At 40.7% G+C, this 25993-nt stretch carries 18 protein-coding genes and 2 pseudogenes; 3 read left to right on the forward strand and 17 right to left on the reverse strand.

The features are described from left to right. Nucleotides 1-55: 55 nt before the first annotated feature. The 3 genes from KOL94_RS09410 to KOL94_RS09420 are packed head-to-tail and all read right to left on the reverse strand — an operon-like array spanning nt 56 to nt 3802. Nucleotides 56-1621 carry a glutathione ABC transporter substrate-binding protein gene (locus tag KOL94_RS09410; RefSeq protein WP_221565987.1) on the reverse strand — a complete coding sequence of 522 codons (1566 nt, stop codon included), beginning with the start codon at nt 1619-1621 and terminating at the stop codon, nt 56-58. Between the two features lie 15 nt (nt 1622-1636). Further along, the gene (locus KOL94_RS09415; RefSeq protein ID WP_221565990.1) at nt 1637-2629 is read right to left on the reverse strand and encodes an asparaginase; all 993 of its coding nucleotides are present in this window, start codon (nt 2627-2629) and stop codon (nt 1637-1639) included. A 3-nt stretch (nt 2630-2632) separates the two neighbouring features. Then, complete coding sequence (locus KOL94_RS09420) at nt 2633-3802, reverse strand: ROK family transcriptional regulator (RefSeq protein ID WP_221565993.1); 1170 nt, start codon at nt 3800-3802, stop codon at nt 2633-2635. Nucleotides 3803-4102: 300 nt separating this feature from the next. Here KOL94_RS09420 and KOL94_RS09425 point away from each other — a divergent pair, with 300 nt between their 5' ends. Continuing rightward, nucleotides 4103-4990, forward strand: a complete 888-nt coding sequence (locus KOL94_RS09425; protein ID WP_221565996.1) for an ROK family protein — start codon at nt 4103-4105, stop codon at nt 4988-4990. A 312-nt stretch (nt 4991-5302) separates the two neighbouring features. Here the strand turns inward: KOL94_RS09425 and KOL94_RS25625 are convergent. Next, nucleotides 5303-6070 (reverse strand): annotated as a pseudogene (locus tag KOL94_RS25625) (acetoin reductase). Nucleotides 6071-6291: 221 nt separating this feature from the next. Here KOL94_RS25625 and KOL94_RS09435 point away from each other — a divergent pair. Then, nucleotides 6292-6414 carry an aspartyl-phosphate phosphatase Spo0E family protein gene (locus KOL94_RS09435; RefSeq protein ID WP_311775173.1) on the forward strand — a complete coding sequence of 41 codons (123 nt, stop codon included), beginning with the start codon at nt 6292-6294 and terminating at the stop codon, nt 6412-6414. 1330 nt (nt 6415-7744) lie between these two features. Here the strand turns inward: KOL94_RS09435 and KOL94_RS09440 are convergent. The 13 genes and pseudogenes from KOL94_RS09440 to KOL94_RS09500 all read right to left on the reverse strand — a co-directional run. Next, nucleotides 7745-8053 (reverse strand): annotated as a pseudogene (locus KOL94_RS09440) (sigma-70 family RNA polymerase sigma factor); the annotation flags it as partial. A 321-nt stretch (nt 8054-8374) separates the two neighbouring features. Continuing rightward, nucleotides 8375-9985, reverse strand: a complete 1611-nt coding sequence (locus KOL94_RS09445) for an FAD-dependent oxidoreductase (protein WP_221566001.1) — start codon at nt 9983-9985, stop codon at nt 8375-8377. Between the two features lie 87 nt (nt 9986-10072). Next, a complete protein-coding gene (locus tag KOL94_RS09450) occupies nt 10073-10258 on the reverse strand; it encodes a PI-PLC domain-containing protein (RefSeq protein ID WP_221566004.1) in 186 nt (61 codons plus the stop codon). 90 nt (nt 10259-10348) lie between these two features. Continuing rightward, the gene (locus KOL94_RS09455) at nt 10349-13381 is read right to left on the reverse strand and encodes an FIMAH domain-containing protein (RefSeq protein WP_221566007.1); all 3033 of its coding nucleotides are present in this window, start codon (nt 13379-13381) and stop codon (nt 10349-10351) included. A gap of 333 nt (nt 13382-13714) precedes the next feature. Beyond that, nucleotides 13715-16033, reverse strand: coding sequence for an FIMAH domain-containing protein (locus KOL94_RS09460; protein ID WP_260412418.1), 2319 nt, complete (start codon nt 16031-16033; stop codon nt 13715-13717). A 146-nt stretch (nt 16034-16179) separates the two neighbouring features. Further along, nucleotides 16180-17334: an N-acetylglucosamine-6-phosphate deacetylase gene (gene nagA, locus KOL94_RS09465; protein ID WP_221566010.1), complete on the reverse strand. Its 1155-nt coding sequence runs from the start codon at nt 17332-17334 to the stop codon at nt 16180-16182. A gap of 82 nt (nt 17335-17416) precedes the next feature. After that, nucleotides 17417-18391, reverse strand: a complete 975-nt coding sequence (locus tag KOL94_RS09470; protein ID WP_221566013.1) for a Gfo/Idh/MocA family protein — start codon at nt 18389-18391, stop codon at nt 17417-17419. Next, nucleotides 18388-19101 carry a hypothetical protein gene (locus KOL94_RS09475; RefSeq protein WP_221566017.1) on the reverse strand — a complete coding sequence of 238 codons (714 nt, stop codon included), beginning with the start codon at nt 19099-19101 and terminating at the stop codon, nt 18388-18390. Before KOL94_RS09475 ends, KOL94_RS09470 begins: the two co-directional genes overlap by 4 nt. 14 nt (nt 19102-19115) lie before the next feature. After that, a complete protein-coding gene (locus KOL94_RS09480; protein ID WP_221566020.1) occupies nt 19116-19958 on the reverse strand; it encodes a sugar phosphate isomerase/epimerase family protein in 843 nt (280 codons plus the stop codon). Between the two features lie 45 nt (nt 19959-20003). After that, a complete protein-coding gene (locus KOL94_RS09485; protein WP_221566023.1) occupies nt 20004-21056 on the reverse strand; it encodes a Gfo/Idh/MocA family protein in 1053 nt (350 codons plus the stop codon). A gap of 197 nt (nt 21057-21253) precedes the next feature. Beyond that, nucleotides 21254-22252, reverse strand: coding sequence for a zinc-dependent alcohol dehydrogenase (locus KOL94_RS09490; RefSeq protein WP_221566026.1), 999 nt, complete (start codon nt 22250-22252; stop codon nt 21254-21256). A 21-nt stretch (nt 22253-22273) separates the two neighbouring features. Beyond that, nucleotides 22274-23329, reverse strand: coding sequence for a dihydrodipicolinate synthase family protein (locus KOL94_RS09495; protein WP_221566029.1), 1056 nt, complete (start codon nt 23327-23329; stop codon nt 22274-22276). After that, nucleotides 23330-24346 carry an NAD-dependent epimerase/dehydratase family protein gene (locus KOL94_RS09500; RefSeq protein ID WP_221566032.1) on the reverse strand — a complete coding sequence of 339 codons (1017 nt, stop codon included), beginning with the start codon at nt 24344-24346 and terminating at the stop codon, nt 23330-23332. A gap of 255 nt (nt 24347-24601) precedes the next feature. Here KOL94_RS09500 and KOL94_RS09505 point away from each other — a divergent pair, with 255 nt between their 5' ends. Beyond that, nucleotides 24602-25963 (forward strand): GGDEF domain-containing protein, encoded by a 1362-nt coding sequence (locus tag KOL94_RS09505; RefSeq protein WP_221566034.1) that lies wholly within the window; start codon nt 24602-24604, stop codon nt 25961-25963. Nucleotides 25964-25993: the final 30 nt, after the last annotated feature.

Genomic DNA, 25993 nt, shown 5'->3' on the forward strand with positions numbered 1-25993 from the left:
TTCGTTCAGCACCTCCAAAAAAGGGGAGCTAATCGTGATCAGCTCCCACAGGATCTTATTTTAATTGCGCCTCTTTAATGCTGACGGATCCATCAGGTAATACGTAAACACCTTCTAAATGATCGTGATACCCTGATAATATCGTATCTGATGCTAAGAAAATCCATGGTGCATCATCATAGACTTCGCTTTGGATCTTCGCGTAAATGTCCTCTTGAGCCTTTGTATCGGATGTTTCATTAGCTGCATCAATCCATACATCTACTTGACTATTATTATAGTAAGCTGTATTCGCTCCATTCGGTGGGAAGTACTCACTGCTGAATAGAGAACGGGTTGCTCCATCCGCATCACCTGATGAAGGAGACCAGCTTACATACCACATTTGAACCTTTGCCTCTTCTGGAGTTTTTGGTGTGTAGATCTCATCAGATAATGTCCCCTCTTCCATCGACTTAATTGTGACATCAATTCCGATTTGTGCGAGCTGCTGCTTTATGAGTTCCATCCCTTTTAAGGTTTCAGAGCTCGTATTACCCCAGATTTCGGCTTCAAATCCATCTTCGTATCCTGCTTCATTCATTAATTCCTTCGCTTTTTCCAAGTTGAATGTATATGGTTCTTGATTTGAATAATATTGTGTTTCAGAAGACATGGTTGAACCCAGTATTTTTCCATATCCATTTTTGACAACTTTTATATATGCCTCTTTATTTACGGCATAGTTCATTGCCTTACGAACTTTTTCATTAGTGAATGGTTCTTTGAATGTATTGATCGATACATACCTTGCGATTGTTGAAGGCGTTTGTTCGATAACGACACCATCTACATTTTCCAGTTCTTTAACATCTTGTTGAGGAATCGGATAAACGAAATCAGCTTCCCCCGTTTTCAACATGGCAGCCCGTGCCCCATTTTCCGGAACCGGCTTGAACGTAACTTTTTCGACATTGGTTGATTCAGGATTCCAGTATTCATTAAAACTTTCAACAACGAGTGAATCACCTTGATTCCATTCTTTAAATTTAAATGGCCCTGTCCCTACAGGATTCAAACGAATATCTTTGCTGTTGTCATCAATTGCTTTAGGACTGATCATTGGGACCATGGCAAATTTGTTCAGCATAGCACTAAATGGCTGATTAAGGACAAATTTAACCTCATAATCATTTGTGATTTCGAGACGATCGACGTACTGAAAATTCCGTTTTGCACGAAGATCATCATTATCATCCATGATCCGATCAAAGTTTGCCTTTACAGCAGCAGCATTAAACGGCTCACCATCATGGAAAGTAACACCTTCTCTAAGTTTGAATGTATAGGTCAACGCATCTTCACTTACGGAGTAATCCTCCGCCAAAACAGGTACTACGTTCATATTTTTGTCAAACCCGACAAGCCCTTCATACATAGCCCTTGTACCAAAAATTGAAACCGTATCTCCAGCGTTATGTGGATCAAGTGTTACAAAGTTTTGATCGATGGCAATCGTGATTTCCTTGTTATTACTTTTAGCAGCTCCATCGGTGCCTGAAGTAGAATCAGATGAACAAGCCGAGATTACCAGCAGGACGGTGCTCAGCAAAAATAGTTGACCTAACAATCGTTTTTTCATCTATATTCCCCTTTGTCATAGTAAAATTTTTGTTTCACCTATGTCTTTCCCATTGTCATTTTGTATGTTGTAGGATCGTAATTGTAATAAACGATCAATCGTTTCTGTATTGCTGTAATTCAACGTTTTCAATAATTCGGCAACCAATACCGGCCAAACGAGTTCAGATCCGCTTAATACTTTTAATGCGATGCTGATTTTCTCCTTTTTTAACGCGAAACAGTAAACCCCCTGTGCACCTCCTTTTGCAATGATATTTGGATCTTCAAGCAATACCGTGCAGATGAAATGATGCGATGCAACGATTTCTGGTTGTGCATTCATTACCTTGGCGATATTTTTAACCGCAGTGGCTGTTTGTGTATCTTTAATAAGATCCGGGACAACAAATTTCAAAAACGAAATCGCGATATTCTTCAAAGGAACGCCATGCACTGGGACACCGCATCCATCAATCGCAGTATTTATTTGGTTTACAGGTGTTTCAGACAGTTCAGCTACATCACGGAGAATTTCTTGCTGCAAAGGATGGTCGAGCTGGTCATATCTAGTTAACTCATAACCTCTGTCCCTCGCATATGCCAAAAACCCTAGATGTTTGCCAGCACAATTATGTAATAGTTTACGTTTTGGCTTATGGTCCCAAATGTATTGCTGTCTCGGTATTTCGTTCAGCGGATAGCTGTGATTGCAGACTAGAAGTTCTTCTGACAGCCCAAGTTTATTCATCAGGCTTTCTAATGCAACCTGGTGATAGTGTTCTCCTCGCTGTGAAGCGGTAAATAAAGCAGCCTCGTGATCATCAAGATGATACTTCTCGATGACATTTGTCCGAAACACTGGTATTGCTTGAATCGGTTTCATTGCAGATCGATAAAATACCGGATGATCCGATCCCCCCTTCTCATAGACGATTTCTTTTTTATCATTAAGAACACAAATTACTCCCTGGTGCGTATTTTCCAAACTTCCTCCCCTGTGTTCTTCAGCAACTATTGGAAATGTCATCACTTATACCTCTCTATTAAAATAAATCGTTTTAATGAAATGGCGCTGGACACTCATTGCTGCTCCTACTACAACCCCATCCACCCCTGTTTTTGTCTTTCTTAATTGGAAGGTTTGGGTGACAGGAGTCCAAATTTGATTTTTACACTTTTCTAGAATTCGTTCTGTTACTTCCGGATAATCCTCGATCAGACTACCAGCCAGGACAACCGTATCTGGATTGTACATACAAACGACATTATTGATTGTAATTGCTGCGTAGGTTATCGCTTTGTCCAATATGTTCACTGCCCATTTTTCTTCCTTTTTGTATGCCGTAAACAATTGATCCATACTGTTAACCGGCATTGTTTTGGACGCCTCTTCCAAAAGAAACTTCTCTGCGATATACGTTTGCAAGCATCCGAAATTACCACAAGGGCAATAAATACCATAAGGATCCACGATCGTATGACCGATCTCTCCTGAAAAATTCCCTTCCCCGCGGTAGATTTCACCTTTCGTAATCAATGCAGACCCGACACCGCTCCCAAATCCAATCATCGCCATCGTTTCCTGTTCAGGATCAGCTTCCATGTTATATTCAGCCAGCGCTTTCAATTTCAATTCATTATCCACAAATACCTGAAAACCTGATTGTTCTTGTAACAGTTCCTTTAATGGAACCTGCTTCCAATCGAATTGTGCAGATAATATTATATTCCCCGTTTCATTTTGAATAAGACCAGGCAAACCTACACAAACACCAACTATCCTTTCCAACGTGATATTTTCCCGCTCAATGATTTCACGAATGTTATTGGAGATGAATCGTACCATTTCACCCGGATCAGTAGGCTCGTAATCAATATGTTCTAACACGATCAACTTTCCAACAAAATTCATAAACCCGATACGAATATCCTTTTGGTCAATCTCTACACCGATCGATAAAACAGAATTTTCATTTGGAATAAAATATGTTGCCTTTCTCCCCATCCCTTCACTTATTAAATTGACTTCACGAATCAGATCCTCATCTAATAGAGAAGCAACAATCCTCGAAGCGGATGTCGGGCTCATCAGCGTCCGTTTCGCAATTTCAGCGCGGGAGATTGGTCCATCATTTAGGATCATTTCCAGTACTAAACTTTGATTTTCCCGTTTCAAAAAATCTTGGTTTTTGATTTTCATTCGATCACCTTATTAACATTATGTTATTTATTGTTCTTAATTTTTATTATATACTAGTAAAAAAATGAATAATAAGACTTCTTTTGTCGTTTTTTTCTTTATTTTCTCCTGTGGAGTTATTAAGTAGTATAAAGTAGCAGGAAATGTCCGTCAATAGATTTTTGAAAATTTCAATGTTTCAGAAAGGTGTGTGGGTTTTCTTGTGAATTGAAAGCTAAAGTTTGATAGAAGACACTGGTTACTTCCAATTTATAGATTTATGCAGGATATCGATTTTTTATTGTAAAGGAGACTGTTTACGTGTTTAGAATAGGGATAGATATCGGTGGTACGAAAATAAAATGTGGATTATTTAGTCAACGAAATCAACTTTTGTACATTGAAGAGATTCAGACCCCGAAACATGCGATTGTCGAACAAATCATCTCGACTCTTAAAACACTCATTGCTGGAAAACAGATAATTGGTATTGGAGTTGCTTCGGCTGGAATTGTAGATTTTAAACAAGGGATGATTACGAGTGCAACAAATCTTCCATCACTGGAAAAAGTGCCATTAAAAGATGTATTAGAAATGACTTTTCATGTCCCTGTCATTGTAGATAATGATGCAAACTGTGCTGCATTGGCCGAGGGTGTTGCGGGGAGAGCAAGATCAGTAAGGAACTATATTTGCATTACGCTTGGGACAGGAATAGGCGGAGGAATTATACATAATAAGAGATTAGTGCATGGGAAGAATGGTTTTTCTGGAGAAGTAGGTCACATGTCGATTTTTCCTGATGGCATCCCTTGTAACTGTGGTAAAAAAGGTTGTTGGGAAAAATATGCATCCGGAAAAGCATTGGAAAGAATGATACAATCCGATCCACACCTGGTTTCGAAAAAGTTCACCCCGAAGCAATTGTTCGAAAGATACCTAGAGGATGATGCAAGTAGAAAAATCATCGACCAATTTATTGAATATTTATCTATCGGGATTGTCAACCTTCAATATTTAATTGACCCTGAAATGATCGTAGTCGGCGGCGGGGTTATAAATTCAAGTGAACAATGGTGGGACGCTTTACTTAAAAAGGTTGCAAACACATCATCCATTCCTGTCAATTTACAACAAGCAGAATTGAAGAATGATGCCAGTATGATCGGCGCAAACCTGTTGATAAATAATGATTTAGTCAGCAATTGATAATGAACAATAGGCTGTAGTCCTTCATACTGTTCGTTTATTATTTTGTACGTTTTGCAAAATAAGCCTTTTAGATCTGACTTAATAAAAATAGCCGAGTGAGTATACAAGATAACGGTGCCTTTTCATGTTCACTGCCTCCAATAAAAATAGATTTGAACTGAACTCATAATAAGTTAATTAACCTTTAAAGTATGTGATTTATCTCACAAAAAAATAACATCTTTTTTGTAAAAGGTAGGCCCGTTGTATATACGAGCCCTTCCTTTTTCCTTTAAAAGTTTTTTTACCGTGAAACTATTTCTACTGCATTTAAGAAAATACGATTCCCCCATCAATTACTACAGACTGGCCTGTCATATAGTCAGATTCCTCCGATGCCAGGTAAGACAACCAGTTTCGCTACATCTTCAGGTTTCTGGACTCTGCCAAGGATAATTTTTTCTGAGTATTACTTTAAAGCTTCATCCTTTTGCAGATTCAATATACTTCCAAGCTGCTTATCTATTAAGTCCCACATATCAGTACCAACAATCCCAGGGCAGTATGCATTTACCGTAATTCCATCTTTGGCGAGTTCCTGTTCAGCAGCCTGGGTCAGTGCTACTACGGAAAATTTTGTCGCAGAATAATGTCCAAGATAAGCGAAGCCTGTTTTCCCGGCTATGCTTGCTGCACTGATAATTTTGCCCCCGCCCTGTTTTTGCATAATCTCTGCTGCTGCCTGTATTCCATATAAAACTCCAAAAACGTTCACATTGAAGATTTTTGTATATCTTCTTCCGTTACTTCTAACAGGGGCTTAACCTGGGCTATGCCTGCATTGGAAACCATAACATCTAAGCTTCCGAAATGTTCGTTTACCTGGCGTGCCATTTCAAACACTTGATCACGAATGCTAACATCTCCTACTACTGCTAAGCTTTTCATCCCAAGCGATTCAATCTCCCGGGCTGTTGATTCTGCAAGGTCTTTATTGATATCATTTATCGCCACAATCAATCCGTCATTTGCGAGTCTTGTAGCAATGGCTTTCCCAATTCCTCTTCCAGCACCGGTCGCTTTATTACATGAGATTATATGGAACCGAACTCATCTGTTCAACGGTCTTTCGATCCTATTTACAATAAAGATAGAAACTTCATTTCCTCTCAATAAATAAATCCTTAAAAAAAACCGGGGAAGTGTTCTAGGCCGAATCATTACGACTCCTTACTCAATAGCTTTCTGATCTCTGCCATGGCAGAGGGCGGAAAATATGTTATCTGTTAAAAAACAAAGAAAAAGCGACATTAGAAGAAATATTAAGGAAGAAAGAAGAATTGAGCAGGATAGCTTCATCAAAGGGTTTACGAGGTAAGGAGACCCTTCAATGCAGCCGTGAACTAGACCACCTTCTTAACGTCTATCAATCCTGGTTATAAGACTTATAGTTTTCTAATTTACATAAATAATCCGTCAGTTCAATTATTTTATCAAACGTTAATTGGTTAGGATCACTCTGGAACTTACGAATTGATATTCGAATTTCGTTTATAAGCTCACTACGATCTACCATTTTTAAAGGAGTTTCCAACTGAATACCTCCTCCTCATTCGCTTTTGCAAACACATTAGCCCATCATGTAAATGATGTCAATTCCGTGATTATCATTGTGATGCACCACTTATTGAACTAGCTTGTAATTCATCAGACCTATTCATTGTCTATTTACATTTGAGATGCTATTACTTCTGATAACATTCTACGAGAATACTGATTATCTCTCCCTTCTAGTTTGTCTTTACATATGTCATTACAGGTTCTATAGACAATTATAGTCCTGATTTTACAAATTGTGAATATATTAATCTCTAAAATTTATTTACTCTAACTTCTCCCCTACCCTAATAATGTATTATCGAGATTCTATCCAGGAAAGTCCCCTAAGTAGCAAATACTAATTAATGATTTAACTCAATCATTAATTACATAAAAAGAAGCTTATCTTTTTTGGTATAAGTCCATTTAAATTTAAGATCGGTTCCCGATAATCTGTTACCCAAACAATCGGTCATTTTCTAAGAATAAAGAACCCTTCGATCCACGAGTTAAATCCACTTAGGCGCTATTACCAATGAGGGCACCCGTATTTTTTTAACCGCTTATGGTGTGGAAACCGTTGAATTTCGTCCGATAACGGTTTGGTTTTACTCAAAAGGCATTTGCCCGAATCGTTGCCGATAGGTGTCCTGTTGACGAAACTCTTACGTAACTATATTTGGTCAAAATAGTCACCCCTTTTTCGGACTTGTATATCGGATGTTATAAACTTATGTACTCCTTGGTCCTTGAAGTGTCCATTTTGCCCTTACTTAATTTGGACATACTATAGATTCTAAAGGATGATATACTTTGAGAAATAGAAAAGATGACCTCGGGCTCCTATGAAGGTCATCTTCTAAATTTTATTTTTTTTAATAAATCATTTTTCTATCGTATTTTTCTCTTCAGTTTGATTGCACACGACTTTCTCCTCCCCTGCATGTATATTCGAATTAAAGGAATAAGTAGAACTGTAGAATTTACTGATGTTGAAGAATTTGCAAGTATTGTGGTCAAAAAACTACTCCAAGGAGGAATAATTTAATAACTCAAAAACGAAGGGAACGTGGATCCCCTTCTTGAAAATAAAATACATTACTTGCCCAACTAAAACTTAATAATATAAACCCTTAGAAATGCAGTTATAGCAGTGTTTTTCATATGCACTAGTAATGACATTAGATTCTCGTTTTCTATACAACGGGCAGCATAGGTTGCGAGTTTCGTCCCTTTCCCCCTTGAGTAACTCTCGATCGCTTTGATCAAACCGATTGTACCGATGGAGATCAAATCCTCTGTGTCCTCCCCTGTATTCTCGAATTTTTTACATATATGTGCGACGAGTCTCAAGTTATGTTCAATCAAGCGATTCCGGGCTTCTTCATTCCCTTCCGCCATTTCTTTCAAGTATCTGGTTTCTTCTTTCGGTGACAATGGTTGTGGAAACGCATTGTTCTTCACATAAGATACGAAGAACATGACTTCTTTGAAAAAATAAGCCAGTGCTGCGATGATGCTTGACACATCCTCACCTCCATAGGCAGCTATCACACATACTTAATCCTATGTAACGTTGGGCTTGGTTGTGTCTGTACCACTTTAGATTCATCGTTTTGTTTTTACAATGTTCTGCTTAATCTCACTGCAAGATAAGCAAATAAATTAACGGTTAATTAATCTTTTCATATGCTAATTTCTTTTTGTATTCCTTTATAAAATAAACTAGTACTAAAAATAACTTAGATTTATTGAGAGATGAGATTAAATACATACCTTCCCCAATAAGTCCCCTATCGTAAGTTATTTAAATCTCGTTGTAGGTTTTCCCATGGTTTCTTTCATTCTTGTAATTGGATCGTCCTCTTGATCATCATTCCACTCCACTACCTGTTTATAAGACAAAAGTGCTTCTTTTAGTTCCTGGTAATCGACATCTTGCACACTGATTTTATTTTTGATAGCAAGACCTGCTGCTGTCCCGGCTGATTGACCTAATATCATGAAAACAGGCTCCATTCGGATGGAACCATAGGCAATATGGGAGCTCGATAAACAAACAGGTACTAATAGATTGGTACACTCTTCTGATTTCGGCCGAATTGAACGATAAGAAATCGGATAAGGGGATATCGGGATTTCCACATCCCCTTCATTGACACACCTGCCATCTATGACTACTCGCCTGCAATGATGGGAATCCATATGATAAGATGCCAGACCAATGGAATCCACCACTCTACTTTGCTTCAAACAGTTATGATCGGTCATGACATAATCGGAAATCATTCTTCTGCCTTCTCGAATATATAGTTGATGGGGCCAGTGCTCAGTATCTTCGAATTCATCTTTAGGAAGTCCCCATTTAGAAACTTCTTCCCGAATTTTTTTAGGCACACGAGAATCATATGATAAGAAATACAGAAAGCCTAAATCGTAGTTTACGTGATCCTGAAAAATCGTTTCACGGGTCTCATAGCTGCCTTCCGGCCACTCATAGTTCATGCCGATATTATCGGTGGAAAACGCCCCATGATTATTCAAGTCTGATTTTCCATTCGGCAACATTGTATGGAGATTCATCGCATCCCAAAATCCTTCATTAATATAGCGAAGTAATAGTGAATAACGATTAGCGTCATAACTAGTAGGTTTCGGAAAAGGTAGTCTGTTTTCAGCATCCTTTGTCAAGCAAATACGGAAGTTATACGCCTGAATGCGCTTATCCCCCTGACCATTATAGCCAAGAAGAGCTGGATCGGCTTCCGTAATTCCTGGTAATAGACCGCTGTCAGGATCACCTTCCAATACATAAGGATCGATCCATTTTTCAAATTTATGATGGGGGCTTCCGAACTGGATGCCATTATAGATTTCTTTATATGTCGCATTTGATTCTCTACCGACACTATAAGAAACACCAGACCTCGCCAATAAATCTCCTTCATAGCTGGCGTCCACAAACATCTTACCCATATAACTTGTGCCGTCTTCCATGACTATTTCTTTTATTTTTTCGTTTTCCATACGGACATCAGCTAAATGTTGATTGAAAAATAAGACCACCCCATGCTCGTATAGCCATTTTTCAAACACGTACTTTGCCACTTTCGGTTCAAATGTAACCTGTTCTTCCCGCCCATAGTAAGCCCCAATCTCCTGATAAAACTCCTTCGCAATGCCGCCTATGGCATCCTTTGCACCTAAATCCGTCGCTCCTAATCCACTGGATGTCAAGCCTCCGAAGTATCGTCCAAATTCAGCAATAGCAATACTCAATCCCATTCTGCTCGCCTGGACTGCTGCTGTGATCCCTGCTGGCGTGGCTCCATAAATGATCAAATCTCTATTTATGACTTCAGGTTCATCAGCTTTTTCTGCTGGTTTATAATAGTAAAGATTTTCAAAGCTCATTATTATCCCTCCCAACACCTAAGAAATTTGTATTTTAGCTCGGAATTGACGATCATTTCCCATCCCTAGCCCGTACCAGAACTTCACTTAACTCAGGTATCTGTTACCATTATAATCATTTGAAAACCAGGACCGGTCATCGAATTGTTTTAGCTCTCTCGTCGTAAACTCCTTGACTGTCCCCATGGTAGAAATCGCCTTACCGACAATTAGAACACGTTCGGCTGCTATTTTACCGTCTTTGATTAGCTGTAGAACCTCTTCTATATCCAAATATAAACATCATAAAGCCATGCTGTTTATGTAAAAGTGAAGAAGCGCTCTTCAGTCAAAATTGTCCGAGCACCTCTTCACTAACAATTTTTACCAGGTTTCTTTAATAGCAATTACACTTGCTTCTAATATTTCTTTTATATCATCTTCTACATTACTGTTTTCCAGGTGTTTTTGGAAATCTTCCAAAAACTTGAACGCTTGTTCTTTATTCTCATTTTGATAATGATGTTCAGCTTGATTCAAGTGGTTTACCAACTGCTTATACAACGAATGGTCCACCAGTCCATCATCTTTTAGATCAGCTAATAACTTAGATAAAGAATCAATCGTAACAACTACGTTTACTTCTATAGTGCCGGTTGAAATTGTCTCCCCGTTATAGGAAACCGTTGCTTGAATTTCCGTTGTACCTCCGTTTTTGGCGACAAGCCGATCATCTTCAATATCTGCAACTTCCGGGGAGGTATTGGACCATTCAATAGTGGCTCCATTCAAGTCAGCCGTGTTTCCATTAGCCAGTATAACTTCCAAGTCCACGCTTGTTTCCTCACCCTGTGTCAGAGTTGTATCCCCAACAGATAGTTTCGCTTCCTTTAGAGCTACTGGCATTTTATATAAGTCAGCACCAGAAGCGTAGTAGATATTGCCTTCCTCATCTAGGTCCATTAGGTTTACGGTACTTCCAATTAATTGTTTACTTGCCATAGTTTCCGGGTCGATCACCGTAAGCTTGCGGCCCGCTGTTGTGTATAGCATACCTTGATCATCCCAGCGGATAAAGAATGGACGCCACTGGCTGCCCCTGTGGACACCGGAATACAACTCGATGCTCTTAATGATTTCTTTAGTTGATGGATTCATTGCGAAGATAACGGAATTAGCTGTACCTTCCTCATTGTAGCCCCAAGCGACGCCCCAAAGGTTATTATCAGGTCCGATTGATAATTCCCCAATCATTTCAGGCGTTTCCAGGCCGTCAACTTCGAGATCGAAGACCTCATATTCTTCAGTGCTGACATTATAGGCGAACATTTTCGATCTATCCGCTATCGGCTCGATGCCCAACCCACCAGAAATTGTTGATCCTCCGTACACCATGCCATCTTGATAAGCTAGTCCAATAATGCTCTGATTTTCAATGATATTTCGTATGCTCTTCCACTCGTCCTGCTCAGCATCATAGATAGTCAATGAACCACCTAATAAACCATAGTCTGAAATCGTGCCGATAAACAGCTTGTCATCACCAGAAGTGAACGTGAACGGTCTGCTTTGCCCATCCGGGATGTCATAAACCATTTCCGGGTTGTCTCCTTCCCCGCCATCTTTAAAATGATAAGGGCTTTCTGGGTCATATCTATAAATTCGGGCACCACCATAAGCTCCCATATATACATCTCCGTTCAAAAAGCCCATTCCTTCAATTTGGTGTGGGTCCCGCTCATGCAAAATGTATTCTTCTTTAGATGTATCATAAACTCCAATCGAACCTTGATATCCACTCAAATACACATCATTATCTGGTCCGATCTCCAGACTTTGAATGGAAAGGCCCTGCATATCTACTTCCGGATAACTCACTTCAACCTCGTTTGTTTCTGGATTGTAAACAGTGTACTCGATTTGATGATGAAGAATGGCCAGTACGTCCGTGCCATCTTCAGTTTTCGTCCAGCCAATCGCTTTAGCTGGTGAAGCCGGCAGCTGTGGAAGGTCTGCCCCCACTGGCGATAATTCCTGCGTTTCTAAGTTATATGTCCATAACTCTCGTGCATTCTTAGTTACAAAATAAATGAGATTTTCATCATATGGAGATGGAGAAGATATCAACCCATCAAATGCGTATTGATCTTCCCAGCTGATTTGCTTGATTACTTCTCCTGTTGTCACGTTCATGATAAGTAAAGAGGTGCCATATGCTACAAATAGAGTATCCTGATATTCCCATACATTCGAAACAGACATATTATCGCCTGTAATCGGTAGTTCGATTTCCATCCTTTCTCCAGTTTCCCGATCCATTTGAATCAGGTAAGCAGTAGTACCGATGCCAACATAAAGATGGTCTTCTGTCACCCCTAGTCCACGAGCATAATTTTGCTCCTCATGGAAAGAACCTAAATCCGTGAAGGTGTCGGTTTCGATGTCATATTCGAACACTTTGGCATTAGGGTAAGTCGCACCGTAGATTTTCCCATCTTCGGTTGCATCCAGCTGCCATATCCAATTATCAGATGGGTTTTTACCTACTTGTTCCATTCTTTGTTCATTAACGACGTAACGATAGAGAATTCCGTTATAGGTTCCTGCAAAATAGACATTGCCATCAGAGCCGACTGTCATTCCCCACACCACATCGCTTCCTGGTAGTTCTTCGGAATAAATCAATTCTCCTGTTTCAGAATCCGCTGCATAAAACTTTGCTGGAGAACCATTGGTAGCATAATATACTTCCCCGTTCCCAATCGCTGCTCCTTGGGTTTTAGAAGCAAGGGCTGCAGGTCCCTGATTGATCGGATCACCATATTCAAATGGCAATTCCAACTGGTTTGATGTTCTTTCTATCAAAGTTATATGATCGTAGTACCCCTTCATCATAGAAGTAGAAGATTGATAGATGAAAACTTTCAGTCCAGTCGCATTAGGAGGAGCAACCGCTTCAACTACTACCTCCTGCCATTCATCAAAAGATACAGCTTCAAAGTATTTTGCATTGTTCTCAATGTTATTACCTGCCTCGTTATACCAGCGTAGCCATATCCCGGGGTTACCTTGCAGTTCCTCTACATACAATTGAGCAGATAACCGATAATTGTTTCCCTCTGTCACTTCTATTTCTTGACTAAAAAGACCAATTACACCGCTATTATCTATAGCGAGGCTTTGATCTCCTTCATAGACTATCTCATCAGAAATAGCAGCGCCTTCTGAATATCCACCGCTCCAGAAAACCCAGGAAGGGATGTCACTTTCCGAAGCCGGGGAATCTTCGAAATCTCCATTCTCAACCAAAAGTTCTTCCTCAGTACTTGCCGACTCAGCCGAAATAGGTTGGAAGGTTGAAAGAATCATTCCCACTATTAGAAAAAGTGATAGTAACCGTAACAACTTTCTTTCCATGTATGCTTTCCTCCTTTTTTGTGAAGTATCCACTTCACCTATCATTGAGATTTTAATAGATTCTTTTGCCTTACTTTTTCAAGCGTTTCTTAAAATCGGCAAATCCCCATAATTGCCGGGCCAACTAATTATTTTTGGAGTTTCACCAATACCGAAAAAATCCATGGATAATTAATCGATCTTCTCACTTACTGAAAAGAAAACCAGTAAAAAAGCAAAGGAGTTCCTATACGAAATTTTACGTACTTCTACACCGCAATTTCTATTACTTTCAAATAACTATATCTTCTAAAGATACCTCCTGTGTTCAAGCGGGGTTCATAGTACACTTTTTTAATGTTTAATAAAACTAAGCGTCTTTTTGACTTCTTCCTTTACTGCGAAATCGATATCCGACTCTTTCGCCATTTCTAAATGTTTCAAGGCATCCTGGATATGCTTGTCTGCTTGTTCTAAGTTGCCTTTATCACGATGATGGCCTGCCTGCATAACATCATTTATTAACGTCTGACTTAAGGAGTGGGAAATCTGCTCCTCTTCGGTATACTTGGTGATCAGTTCATAGGCATCTTCTGTCGTATAGTCAGTAACTTCAATTTTCATCAAATTCGCTTTAGCAGCATAATAGATATTTCCGTCATCTCCGAGGGTCATCAGCTCGGTTACAGTTGTTTCCAGTGTTTCATGCGTCAATGATTCCGGATCGACCACAGTTACTTTTCCTGCCAGAGTAGTATACATTAGCCCGTCATCACTCCAGCGAATTTGGATAGGACGCCACATACCTCTGTTTGCGACTTCCGGATAAATGTTTTTACTTTTGACGATTTCTAATGTGTCCGGATCGATTGCGAAAATAGTTCCATCCGCAGCAGACCATAACAATCCATCAGGTCCCAGGCTCATGCCACTAATCATTTTGGGTTGGGTAGTTACCCCAGGGATATTAGGAACGAATTCTTCAATCTTCTCTCCATTATCGATATCCCAGACAAAAATCTTTGCGTCTGTTTCTGTCGGCTCAATCCCAAGTCCTCCCGCAACAGTGGTGGATCCGTAAAGCAAGCCATCTTTTACTGCCAGTCCGGCGATCGATTGATTTTGAACCACATTCTCGTAAATTTCAGTCTCTTCCACCGAAAAAGGATCAAGAATTGTTAAAGATCCTCCTAAATGTCCATAATCAGGGATGGTGCCGATAAACAACTTCCCATTGGAAGGCGTCATTACGAATGGACGGTCCTGGTCGGGTATTTGATAAATTTTCTTCGTGGAAATGGTATCTGCAGCAGTATCTAGCTCGAAAATGTTTGCTCCGGGATAAACGCCGAAATACATCTTGTCACCTATGGAAGCCATTCCTTCCGCTTGGCCTAAGGAAAATGCTTCAGATTCCTTTGTTTCTGGATTAAATACAGCAGCTTTACCACCAGGGTAGCCGCTCATGTACATATTGCCATCCGGTCCTTTTTCAAGTGTTTGAAGCGGGATAGGATTTCCTACAATCGGATATTGATATGTCTTCACTTTTTTCGTTTCCAAATTCATGAAGGTTACCCCACCGCCGAACTGGACAGTAACCAGCGACATCCCCGGAAGTTCCGGATCGTCCGGTACTTCCACCCAGGAAGTATTACGGAGGAATGTTCCGAACGTGACACCAGTATCTGTAGCCTCTAGAGTATCAAGGTCCACTTCTTGAAGTCTGCTGCCCTGTAAAAAGTAGACACTGTCGCTGCCCGGTAATCCTTTTACCAATCGCAGCCCTTTATTGTTTAAGTAGTAAGTATCGTTCCATTCCCCAGCTTCGGTATCATAGAATATGAGAGCGTTGTCTCCTCCGCCGATTCCAGTAACAATATACTTACCTGCAGCATCCATCTGCCAGATACTGCTGCCATGGGTGATATTTTCAGGGATATCGATTCTTTCATACTCACCCGTTTCCACATCGAGCTTAACGACATGATTGTCTACACCGACACCAAGATACAAATAGCCGTCATGATAAGCTGTAGATCGCGTATAACTTTGACCAGGTGCAACACTTCCATAGTCTGTCATCTCACCGGTGTTTGGATCATAGCGTCCAGCTTTTGCATTTGGGTATGACCCGAAGTAAACTCGTCCTTCTTCATCATAGGATAATCCGTAGACGACACTTTCACCAATGCCACCAAGATTTGTAAGTTCCTTAGTTTCAGGGGAATATTCGTAAAGTTTGCCATTCCCGCCGATATACACATTTCCATCCGGCACGGTGATATGGCTCCAGGAACTACTCGAGCCTTCCAGGGGATAAGTCCTTATCACCTCTTGATTCATCAAATCGACCACCTGGAATATAGCCGGTTCTCCTGATGCTGTCGTATACATGACATCTCTTCCATCCTCTTCTCCATATGTGGAGTCGTAAATGGCTACACTTTCAATATGTGAGCCTAGGTCTTCGGGTTCACTGAATTTCTTTCCTACTTCGGCTGAAACGCTTTGATCAGTAGTGAAAAAAGAACTAAGTACCAACAAAAACACAATTGCTGAAATGGTGGAAGCTTTAAAGAAGTATTTCATGTAATACTCTCCCTTCTTTTTTGAATCTGCCTTACAGCAAGCCTGCCGCTCTACATCGTACTCGATACCTCCCCCTGGCATCTTTTTCAAGAATACTTCACCTCTGCTACCTTTCTTGGAACTTTACAGCTTGCTGTACGTTTCGCCTCTTCTAGACAAGCTTCCTTCCACCTCAGATTAATAGTCTCTTAAAAGACAAAATACTCCTTTAAAAGACAATTGATAGGTCATTCAACCTGATGACAATTGCCTAATTCACCCGCAATGATAGTCTCTAAGACTTGCAAATCGGAACCCAGGATAACAATATCCGCAATACAGCCTGGTTCTATTTTTCCGATTTTTTCATTTGTCCCTGCTGCCTTGGCAGGAATTTCGGTAGCCATAAAGATTGCTGCTTCAAGCGGAATGTTACAGTGTTCGACCATATATTTGACTCCTTCATTCAACGTAATCGCGCTGCCAGCAAGACTGCCGTTTTTCAGCCTCACTTCATTTCCTTTTCTCACCAACTCCTTACCACGCAGAGTATACTCTCCATCCGTCAGTTGGTTGTAGCCTGTACAATCTGAAATGATGGCGATTCCTTCCATGCCTTTTACTTTATAAAGAAGCTCGATCATCTTGTGATTCACATGCACCCCATCCGCGATCAATTCACAAATAAAGTTCTCTATATAGAGTGCTGCGGCTGCTGTCCCTGGCGACCGATGGTGTATTGGACTCATCGCATTGAACGTGTGGGTCAGCTGACTTAACCCAGATATTGCAGCTTCTTCTATTTCCTCTAAGGTAGCATTCGTGTGACCGGCTGAAATCTGAATATCTAGATTTCTGAGATATTTTAAAATCTTTTGATCTTCTAATTCCTCAGGGGCAAGTGTTATTTTTGAAATGATATCTGCATAAGGATCGATTACTTCTTTTACATCCCGCCATGTCAGTTTTCTGATTAATTTCTTCGGCTGGGCACCATTGTATTTTGAGCTTATCCAAGGCCCTTCCAAATGTACACCGAGTATTCTTGCTCCATAAGTACCTGCGGCCATATGCTTTTCCGCCTTATCAAGAAACCGGTTCACATCAGATAAAACAGCAGTCCGGGAGGTGGCTAAACAGGCGGTAACCCCATACTTAACCAGCTGGCGGGCCACAATTTCGAAGACCTTATCCTCTTCATCCATGAAGTCACCTCCATCGACACCGTGTATATGTGTATCAATAAAACCTGGGCAAATATAGCCCTTTTCCACAACCTTTACAGGGGCATCTACATCGCGCTTCTTTTCTCCTATGTAAGCAATCAAGCCGTCTGTAATTTCTATGAACTGATTATGGAGGACTCTTCCTCCAGTAATAATACTTCCTTGCAAATAATACATTCCTCACCCTCTTTTCCATGCCTTAACTATGGATAGATTTCTTCAGACAAACAAGGACACCATTTCAGGTGTCCATCATCTTTTATAGTTTTATCGTCTTTCCAGCTTTACTGGATTTGTACGCAGCCAAAGCGACTTCCAAAGCTTTCAGTCCATCATAGCCTGTTATTGATGGCTTACGCTTCTCCTTAACACAGTCGACAAAATCACGGATCAATCCTAAATCCATGTCGTTGCAAAAAAAGACATGCTCTAATGACTTCTCTCCACTGGAAAACATCCTGAAATGTTCCTTGAAAGCATCCACAGTTACTGTCTGCTTCGTTCCGATCACCTCGATAGTCACGTCTCCCCATGTTGGATAATCAGAAAACCTTGACCAGCTTGCATCATGGGAAGCGATCACACCGTCTTCGAACTCCAATGTCAAAATACCAGCGTCATCGATTTCGATATCGTGAAAATAAGAATCTACAATCGCATGGACGGAGGAAATCTCCTTATCGCTATACCACCGCATGATGTCGACCATGTGGACGGTATGGTCAAGCACAGCTCCTCCCCCTGATCGCGCTTGATCGATGAACCAGCCACCTGGATTCTGTCCCCGATTAGTCGTCCGGAATGCAACAATCTCGCCAAGTTCATGCTTATCGATCATTTGTTTAACTTGTTGGATTGGCAAGCTGAACCTGACAGGAAATGCTATTTGCAAAATGACACCATTTTCTTCACATGCCTCAATCATTTCTTTTGCATCTTCCACTGTCGTTGCAATCGGCTTTTCACATAAGATATGCTTTTTAGCTTTTGCTGCATTCATCACCATTTCTTTATGACGGATATTTTCGCTGCAGATAATGACAGCATCCATCTCTTCATTTAAAAAGGCTGCTTGATCTGAAAAAAATTCAGCAGCATATTTTTTAGCCACTTCTGTACCACGGTCTTTATCTTCATCGAAGATGCCGACGATTTCTACATCAGACAATTTCTTTAAGCCATTTGCATAGCTATAGGCATGCATATGAGCAAAACTCATCATACCAATTTTCATTTTCCACTACCCCCATTGACAAGCTCATTCCATTTATTCAATTGTGCTGCTAGTTCGGAATTCATAGCATGAGAACTATGCAAAATTGCATCAACGGTATAGGTAAGCGGAAGTGAAGTATGATGTTTCGGAATGACAGGAGTCATCTCCTCGCTATCAAACTCAAGAATCTGGTGAATCCCACTCCATTCAAGCTCAATCCGCTCTTCACCATTAAAGGTATATTCCAGATGAGCCATCGTCCCCCCTCCGAAATTGACCGTAATGATCGTATGCTGGGGAGTAAGCTTGCCATTAGAGTGATTCGCGTGGACTGTTTCCGGCTGTCCCAATAAGTTCGATAACACATACAGATCTTCAGCAATGATGAACTCACTTTTATCAGGTGCAACTCGTCTTCGGAACCTGAGCACACCTTGGCCATTTCCTTCTATAATTTCATACGCCCTCTGAAAAAACGGATAGACCTCAAGTTCAAAATAGACCATTAATCCCTCCATGTCCTGGTGGCCAGCAGGAAGGCTTCCATATGGAAAATACATGTACTGGCAACTCAAATCCCTATCAAGTTTATGACCAACAGAAGCAACGACAACAGTCCCCTCCCGGACATTTTCAAGCATTTGCTGTTCAATGGAATCGACTCTTTTTACGTTTGACAACGTCGTACTAAATTCAATCTTTTCTAACCTGCCAAATACGATATTCATTACGCCTATACCTCCTATCTCAGTAATTGCTTCAAACGGTTCACGGCTTCTTCGTTCGCTTCTTTAGCATCATCGAAACCTTCATACTCGATGGACAGCCAGCCCTTGTAGCCTACTTCTTTCAGACCATTGACGATGTAGAAAAGGTCTACTTCACCGTCCCCAGGCACAGTACCAATCAGTTCTACTCCTTCTAATGACTTAAAGCCTTTAAGGGTTTCATCCGGCAGTTTTTCACGAAAGTCTTTGAAATGCACATTGATGATATCATTTTTCAATCGGTCGAAAGCGGAAGTTGGCTTTTCATGGACAAGCAGGAAGTTTCCAGTATCAAATGTCGATTTGACATATGAACTGTTCACATTTCGAATGATGTCTTCGACTTGTCGGCTTTTACCTGCAAGAAGCCCATGATTTTCAATCGCCAAATATACCTTTTCCTGCTCCGCAAGTTCTGCACATTCTTTCAGTCCTTCCACAATCCATGCCTGGCCCTCCTCATATGTCAAATCACCACGTAAATCACCACAAAAAACTCGGACAATATTGCTACCGAGCTTCTTGGCGGTACGGATGCCATCCTTTACTTTTTCTGCTTCTTGAGCCCGGTCCGCAACAGCCTCTTTTATAAAATTATTGGTCACATCATAAGCAGAGACTTGTAGATTGTACTTATTCAATGCTTCTACTACTTCCTGCATTTCTTCTTCTTTGTTTTCTTTATTTTTCCAATAGATATCAAGCAGTTCAACACCATCTAAAGCGATTTGATCAGCATATTTTATAAAATCTATCACAGACCAATTTTCTTTTTTCAACGTTGAAGCCAAACTGTACATACTGACACTGATTTTCATGGAAATCCTCCTGTCCTTATATGCTGCACGCCGAGCAATGTCTATCTAGAGATAAACTTCTTTTTTGGTTTTTGCCGATTCGTACACAGCATTCAATATTTTCATCACTTCAACACCATCGGTTACTGGGGCGATGTTTTCTTCTCCTTCCAGACAGCAGCCGACAAAATGGTCGACCTCGTTATGGAAAGCCTTTTCAAAATCGAACGTCAAACTATCAAGCTGGGGAGTAATATTCAAGATTGTATTATTCTTTTCCGTAACTAAAGCGAATTCCGGCTCGATCTCGGCTCCTCCCTTATCACCAAACAGCTTTACAGATACTTCATTTTTCCTCGCTTGAAGTGTAAAGCTTACATCTACAAATAAAGAAGCACCGTTTTCAAAACGGACCATCGCATTTGTTAAATCTTCTACATCATTCAAGGTCGGATCGTAATCAGCTGCTTTATAGAATGATAGATTTTCAATATGGCTGCGGTTGCCAAGTTTATTGTACGTATTTCCACTGACAGAAACCGCACGAGGCTTGCCCATCATATACCAGCAAATGTCTATCATATGGACTCCTAAGTCGATCAAAGGGCCCCCGCCTGATTTAGAGATATCACTGAACCAGCCACCCGGATTGCCTAACCTGCGCAGACAGGATGTTTTGGCGTAATAAATGTCGCCCAGAAGACCTTGGTCGATGAAGGTTTTTAACAGTTTCGCATTATCCCCATGTCTTCTTACAAACCCGACCTGAACTATTTTCCCTGTCCGTTCTTGAGCCTCCTTGACAGCCAAGGCCTGTTCTACCGTCATACTTAGCGGTTTTTCAACCAGAACATGTTTACCTGCTTCAAGAGCTGCAACAGCTATTTCTGCATGGGTATTATTCCACGTACAGATGCTGACTGCATCAATATCTTGATTCTCAAGTAGCTCCTTATAATCGGTATACAATCGGGTAACCTGATATTTCTCTCCTTTTTCTTTAAGGCGTACTTCATTCAAGTCGCAAAATGCCACGATTTCAACATTATCCTTGGCCTGGTATGGTTCAATATGATATTGGGATATGGACCCAACTCCGATTACTCCTACCTTTAACATAAGCACATATCTCTCCCTTCATGATCATGAAAAGTTATTTCTTTGTTATGAAAATCCGTAGATATCCTGCCCCATTAGCTACTGTGGTGATATTAACCCCTTCCATGGTTTTGAGATGAGGTGAATGGCGGATTTCTGCCATTGTTCCTAAGCCGGTTATCCCTGCGTTGACTATCGCATGTTATCCATTTCTCAAATTAGAAGTTAATAATTTTCGTCAATCCAGCCGATTTATCATTGAATAATGCTTCATAGGCAGCTGCAGCATTATCCAACCCTACTTCATCCGTAATGAATGGCTGGACATCTATCCTCTTTTCACTGACAAGTCTTAAATACTCTGCAATATTCCTGCCTTCTGTCCAGCGAACGAAACCATAAGGATAATCAATAGCCTCGGATTCGTAGGTCTTATCGTATCTCCCCGGTCCGCCAGCCCTTGATATAAAAATCTGCGCTTCCTTAATAAACATCGGCGTTCTCGGGAAATCAGGCTCGATATCTCCCACAATGACTACCTTCCCTTTATTCCTGATCCATTGCAGGCTTTGTTCCGTAAGCGGCGACCGTTTTCCACCCGCACAAAGCAGTACAGCATCTACCCCATTTCCATATGTAAGACTTTCAATTTTCTTTTCCATCGCTTCTATTTCAGAAAAAGCATGGATGGTTGTTACCTGAGCGAGCATATCGACCCGTTGCTCAGAAATATCATAAGCGATGACATTGTATGCAGCTGTATCGCCAATATTAGCTATCATTTGTCCGAGCAAGCCAAGACCGGCAATTACCACGGTTTCTCCAAACTCAAGTTTTGCAATTCGCAGTGCATGGATCCCAATTGCGCCAATCCCAGCCAGGGCTGCTTCCTGGGGTTTTACGTTTTCCGGAACCTTGGCGTATAACGTTTTAGGAACAAGCATTTTTTCTGCATGGTGGACATATGGTGCCCCATAACAAGCAACGAGATCACCCTTTTCCACATCATCAATGCCGCTCCCGCATGCATCAACCATTCCCATAGCACTGTATCCGAGAGGCACCTTTTTCCCCATGCTGCTTGCAATAATGCTTCCTTCAGTGCCGGGAGAGATGGCGGAGTGCATCGTTTTTACAAGAATATTATTGTCTTTAATCTCTGGTGCTGGAACTTCCGAAATTTCAACTTGTTGATTGGCTGCAATGATTTGTTTCATCTGTTCATCACACTTTCTTTTTTAGTTTTTCTGCCACTTCTCCAGGTTCGCTTGTACAAATTGATCATCATTTAAATGAGGATACTGGGCGTAAATACGGTCAATTTCAGCCGATTGCCCCGGACTAAGTCGCTCTTCTTCATTAATACACCAGTTTCCCTTCAAAATTCCCTGGCGGGCAAGCACTTCATTGATGCCTGCTATGCTGCCTTTAAATTGGTTATGAACGTCAAAAAAAGCTGCATTGGAATCAGTTACCTCTTGCCCGATAGTCAGTAGTTCGCTTGGAATAGCACCTTTACTTTTCACGGTCTTTATTTCGTCAAACAATTCTACCGCACGTTTCGTCCAAACCGCCCAATGGCCGAGAAGGCCCCCGGCAAAACTCTTTTCGATCACTCCTTCTTTTGTATTTATTTTGAAAACAGTCAGGAGGTCATTGACAATATTGTCATCATTGCCTGTGTATAATGCGATTTCATTGTTACGTTTGGAGGATACAACAGCTCTTATTACGTCAAAAGTAAGATAACGGTCGAATGGTGCGATTTTTATCGCATGGACGTTAGGGATGTCGGTAAACCGTTTCCAGAAATCATATGACAATGTCCTACCTCCGACAGCTGGCTGCAAATAAAATCCGAATACTGGAATTACTTCAGCCACTTTTTCCGTCCGTTCAATCAGCTTCTCTTCAGTTAAATCATTCAGCCCGCCCATGCTTAGTAACCCCAGATCATACCCCAGTTTTTTCGCTAATCCCGCTTCTTTAATTGCTTGAGAAACGGGTCCGCAGATACCAGCCACCTTTATAATGGTATCTTTTTTATCCGCCTTGGTGATTTCCTCCATAGCCATGGCCAACACTTTTTCAAACAAGTTAATTTCAGGGTCACGGATTTCAAACTGAGTAGTATGGACTCCCACCCCTATACCACCTACACCTGCGTCTAAATAATAACGAGTCAGAGCACGTTGACCTACTTCATCAAGTTGTTTAGCACTTGTTAATGCTAACGGGTGAGCTGGAATGACTGTTCCTTTGTGTAATCTCTTTTTTATTTCCGGTTTGATCATTTAAAATGCTCCTTCACGTTCTTGGAAGTGGGTCGGCTTATTAAAGGTAGACCCTTCGCTCTTTACCCATTCCGTAATCATATCGATCATCTCTTGGACAGACACTTTGGGATAGCCGAACAATCGGTGCGCTTTAGAGGCATTATTCAACAATGCTTTAGTATCTTCCTCACTTCTGAAAATCGGCGTCTCATCAAATCGTTTAGCAAATTCTTCAGCAAGCCAGCGTACCGATAACGTTTCCGGTCCGGTAACATTAAGGACCTTAGGTGGAGAATCACAGTGCAGTAATGACCTCACAGCGTATTCGTTGGCATCTCCCTGCCAGATTACATTTACATTTCCCATGGTTAAATCAATGGTCTTCCCATCGTATACCTGCTTAGCAATTTCGAGCAAAACGCCATAACGGAGATCAATTGCATAATTCAACCGGAACATCAACATCGGAGTCTTGTTTTTATATGAGAAATAGGTTAAAATTCGCTCTCTGCCTAAGCAAGACTGGGCATACTCACCTATAGGATTCACGGGCGTATCCTCAGAACAATTAGTGCTGGAAATACTGGTAAGCGGGTAGACATTCCCTGTAGAAAAGGCAACAATACGGGAATTCTTGAATTTTTCTGCTACTCTTCCAGGTAAATAGGCGTTCATGGCCCATGTGAAATGTTCATTTCCCACAGTCCCAAACTTATTACCTGCCATATAAATGATGTTTTTTACATCGGGTAAAGCATGCATTGCCTGATCATCCAGTAAATCAGCGGCAATCGTTTCGATTCCGGAATCGTTCAGTTCTTTTTTTAATTGACCAGATGAAAAGCGAGAAACGCCAATAACACGTTTCGGAATGGTTGCCTCATCTACGGCCCGTTTTACCATTTTCGCCATTGTCGGCCCCATTTTTCCTCCTACACCCAGAATCATCAAATCCCCATCCAATTGGGTAAGATCCTTCTTGAGAGCATCCGATGGTCTTGTCATAAATTCCTCTAACTCTGTAATCGTTTTCATTACTTCACTCCTACTATATATGATTTTTTGCATACAGCTTATTTTGAAATTTCAGATTAATAATTAACTACAATTCTATGAACTGGCCAATTAAAAGACAAGTCTTAAAATTGTCTTTATTAGAGAGAAAGAAGAATTTTTTTGTTCCAAAAATTCTTCATGATTATTTTGACAATTTAAAATAATCAATATATTATAGATGGAGAATACATATAAAGACATGTCTGTAAATTGTCTTTAAAAGGAGAAGATATTATGAATTTACATGGTGTAGATAAAGATGTTTCAGAAATTATTATCGGGGTCATAGGGCCTGATGCTTTAATAAAACAAATCAAAGAAACATTGAAATCTTTTCCGAATTTTAAGCCAGTCTTTCACATAGTCACTTCCTCCACTGTCATCCCCGACATCGCAAAAAATTTGATGGGTGATGTTGATGTGTTGATGTTCACCGAATACCACCTTTACCATTTGGCAAAGCAGGTGATAGATTTTCACATTCCAGTCCACTATATTCCGTTGATGGGAACCGGCCTTTACCGTTCGTTATTTCTAATTAAAAATAATTATGAATCGAAACAGCTATCCATCGACACAATCGCAGAAAAATATGTACAACAAATACTTTTTGAACTGGATGAACAATCTTATGAATATACACTCTTCAGCTCCAATAACAGGCCAGTAATGATCAGTGAAATAATTGATTTTCATGTACATAATTATCGAGAAAATAATTCGGTTGCACTTACAGGTATCCAGGAAGTTTCCAATAAATTGACCGAAATGGATATCCCTCATGAGTGGGTTACTCCGACCCATCAAGATATGATCGTTTCATTAGAACGAGCATTACTTGCCACAAGGACCAGACAAAATAAAGAATCCCAAATTGTCACTGGTCTGATTGATGTCGACCACTTTCAGAAAGTAATAGAAAAGTACCCATCTGAACATGATGTTCAGCTATTGAAACTACAGATTCAGCAAATGCTGCTCGATTACATCAAACAGCTCGACGGACACTTGATCAACCTTGGAGGCGAAGAATATTCCTTCATCACCACTCGGGGTATTTTTGAACGAGAAACAAGAGGCTACAAGTTCATTCCATTGCTGCAGGATACAAAAAGTCAAATAGGGATTACGTTAAGTATCGGAGTCGGTTTTGGCAGTACTGCTGCAGAAGCAGGCAACCACGCCCGGCTCGCACTACGACAATCGAAAGGGTTCGGCGGCAATGTCTGCTATATCGTCCGCGAAGATAGAAGTGTGCTTGGACCAGTCGACATCACTACTTACACACAATATGAACGTTATGATTTGTCCATTACCGATGCACATCTGTTAGAAAAAGCTGAAAAGGCCGGCATGTCAGCAACTTATATGACCAAATTAATGGCGCGTGTCTCACGGTATAAGAAATATGAATATACGGCACAAGAATTGGCTTCAACCTTAAAAATTACCACCCGTAGTGCTCACCGTATATTATTAAAATGGATGGATGCCGAACTGGTCGATATCGTCGGTGAAGAAAAGGTCACCCATAAAGGCAGACCACGACGGATATACCGGTTATCGTTCATCATAGACGAAGAAAAAGTACGGTAGGATGAAATATCGAGGGAAATACATTACAAT

It is taken from the genome of Alkalihalobacillus sp. TS-13 (genome assembly GCF_019720915.1).
GTDB lineage: Bacteria > Bacillota > Bacilli > Bacillales > Fictibacillaceae > Pseudalkalibacillus.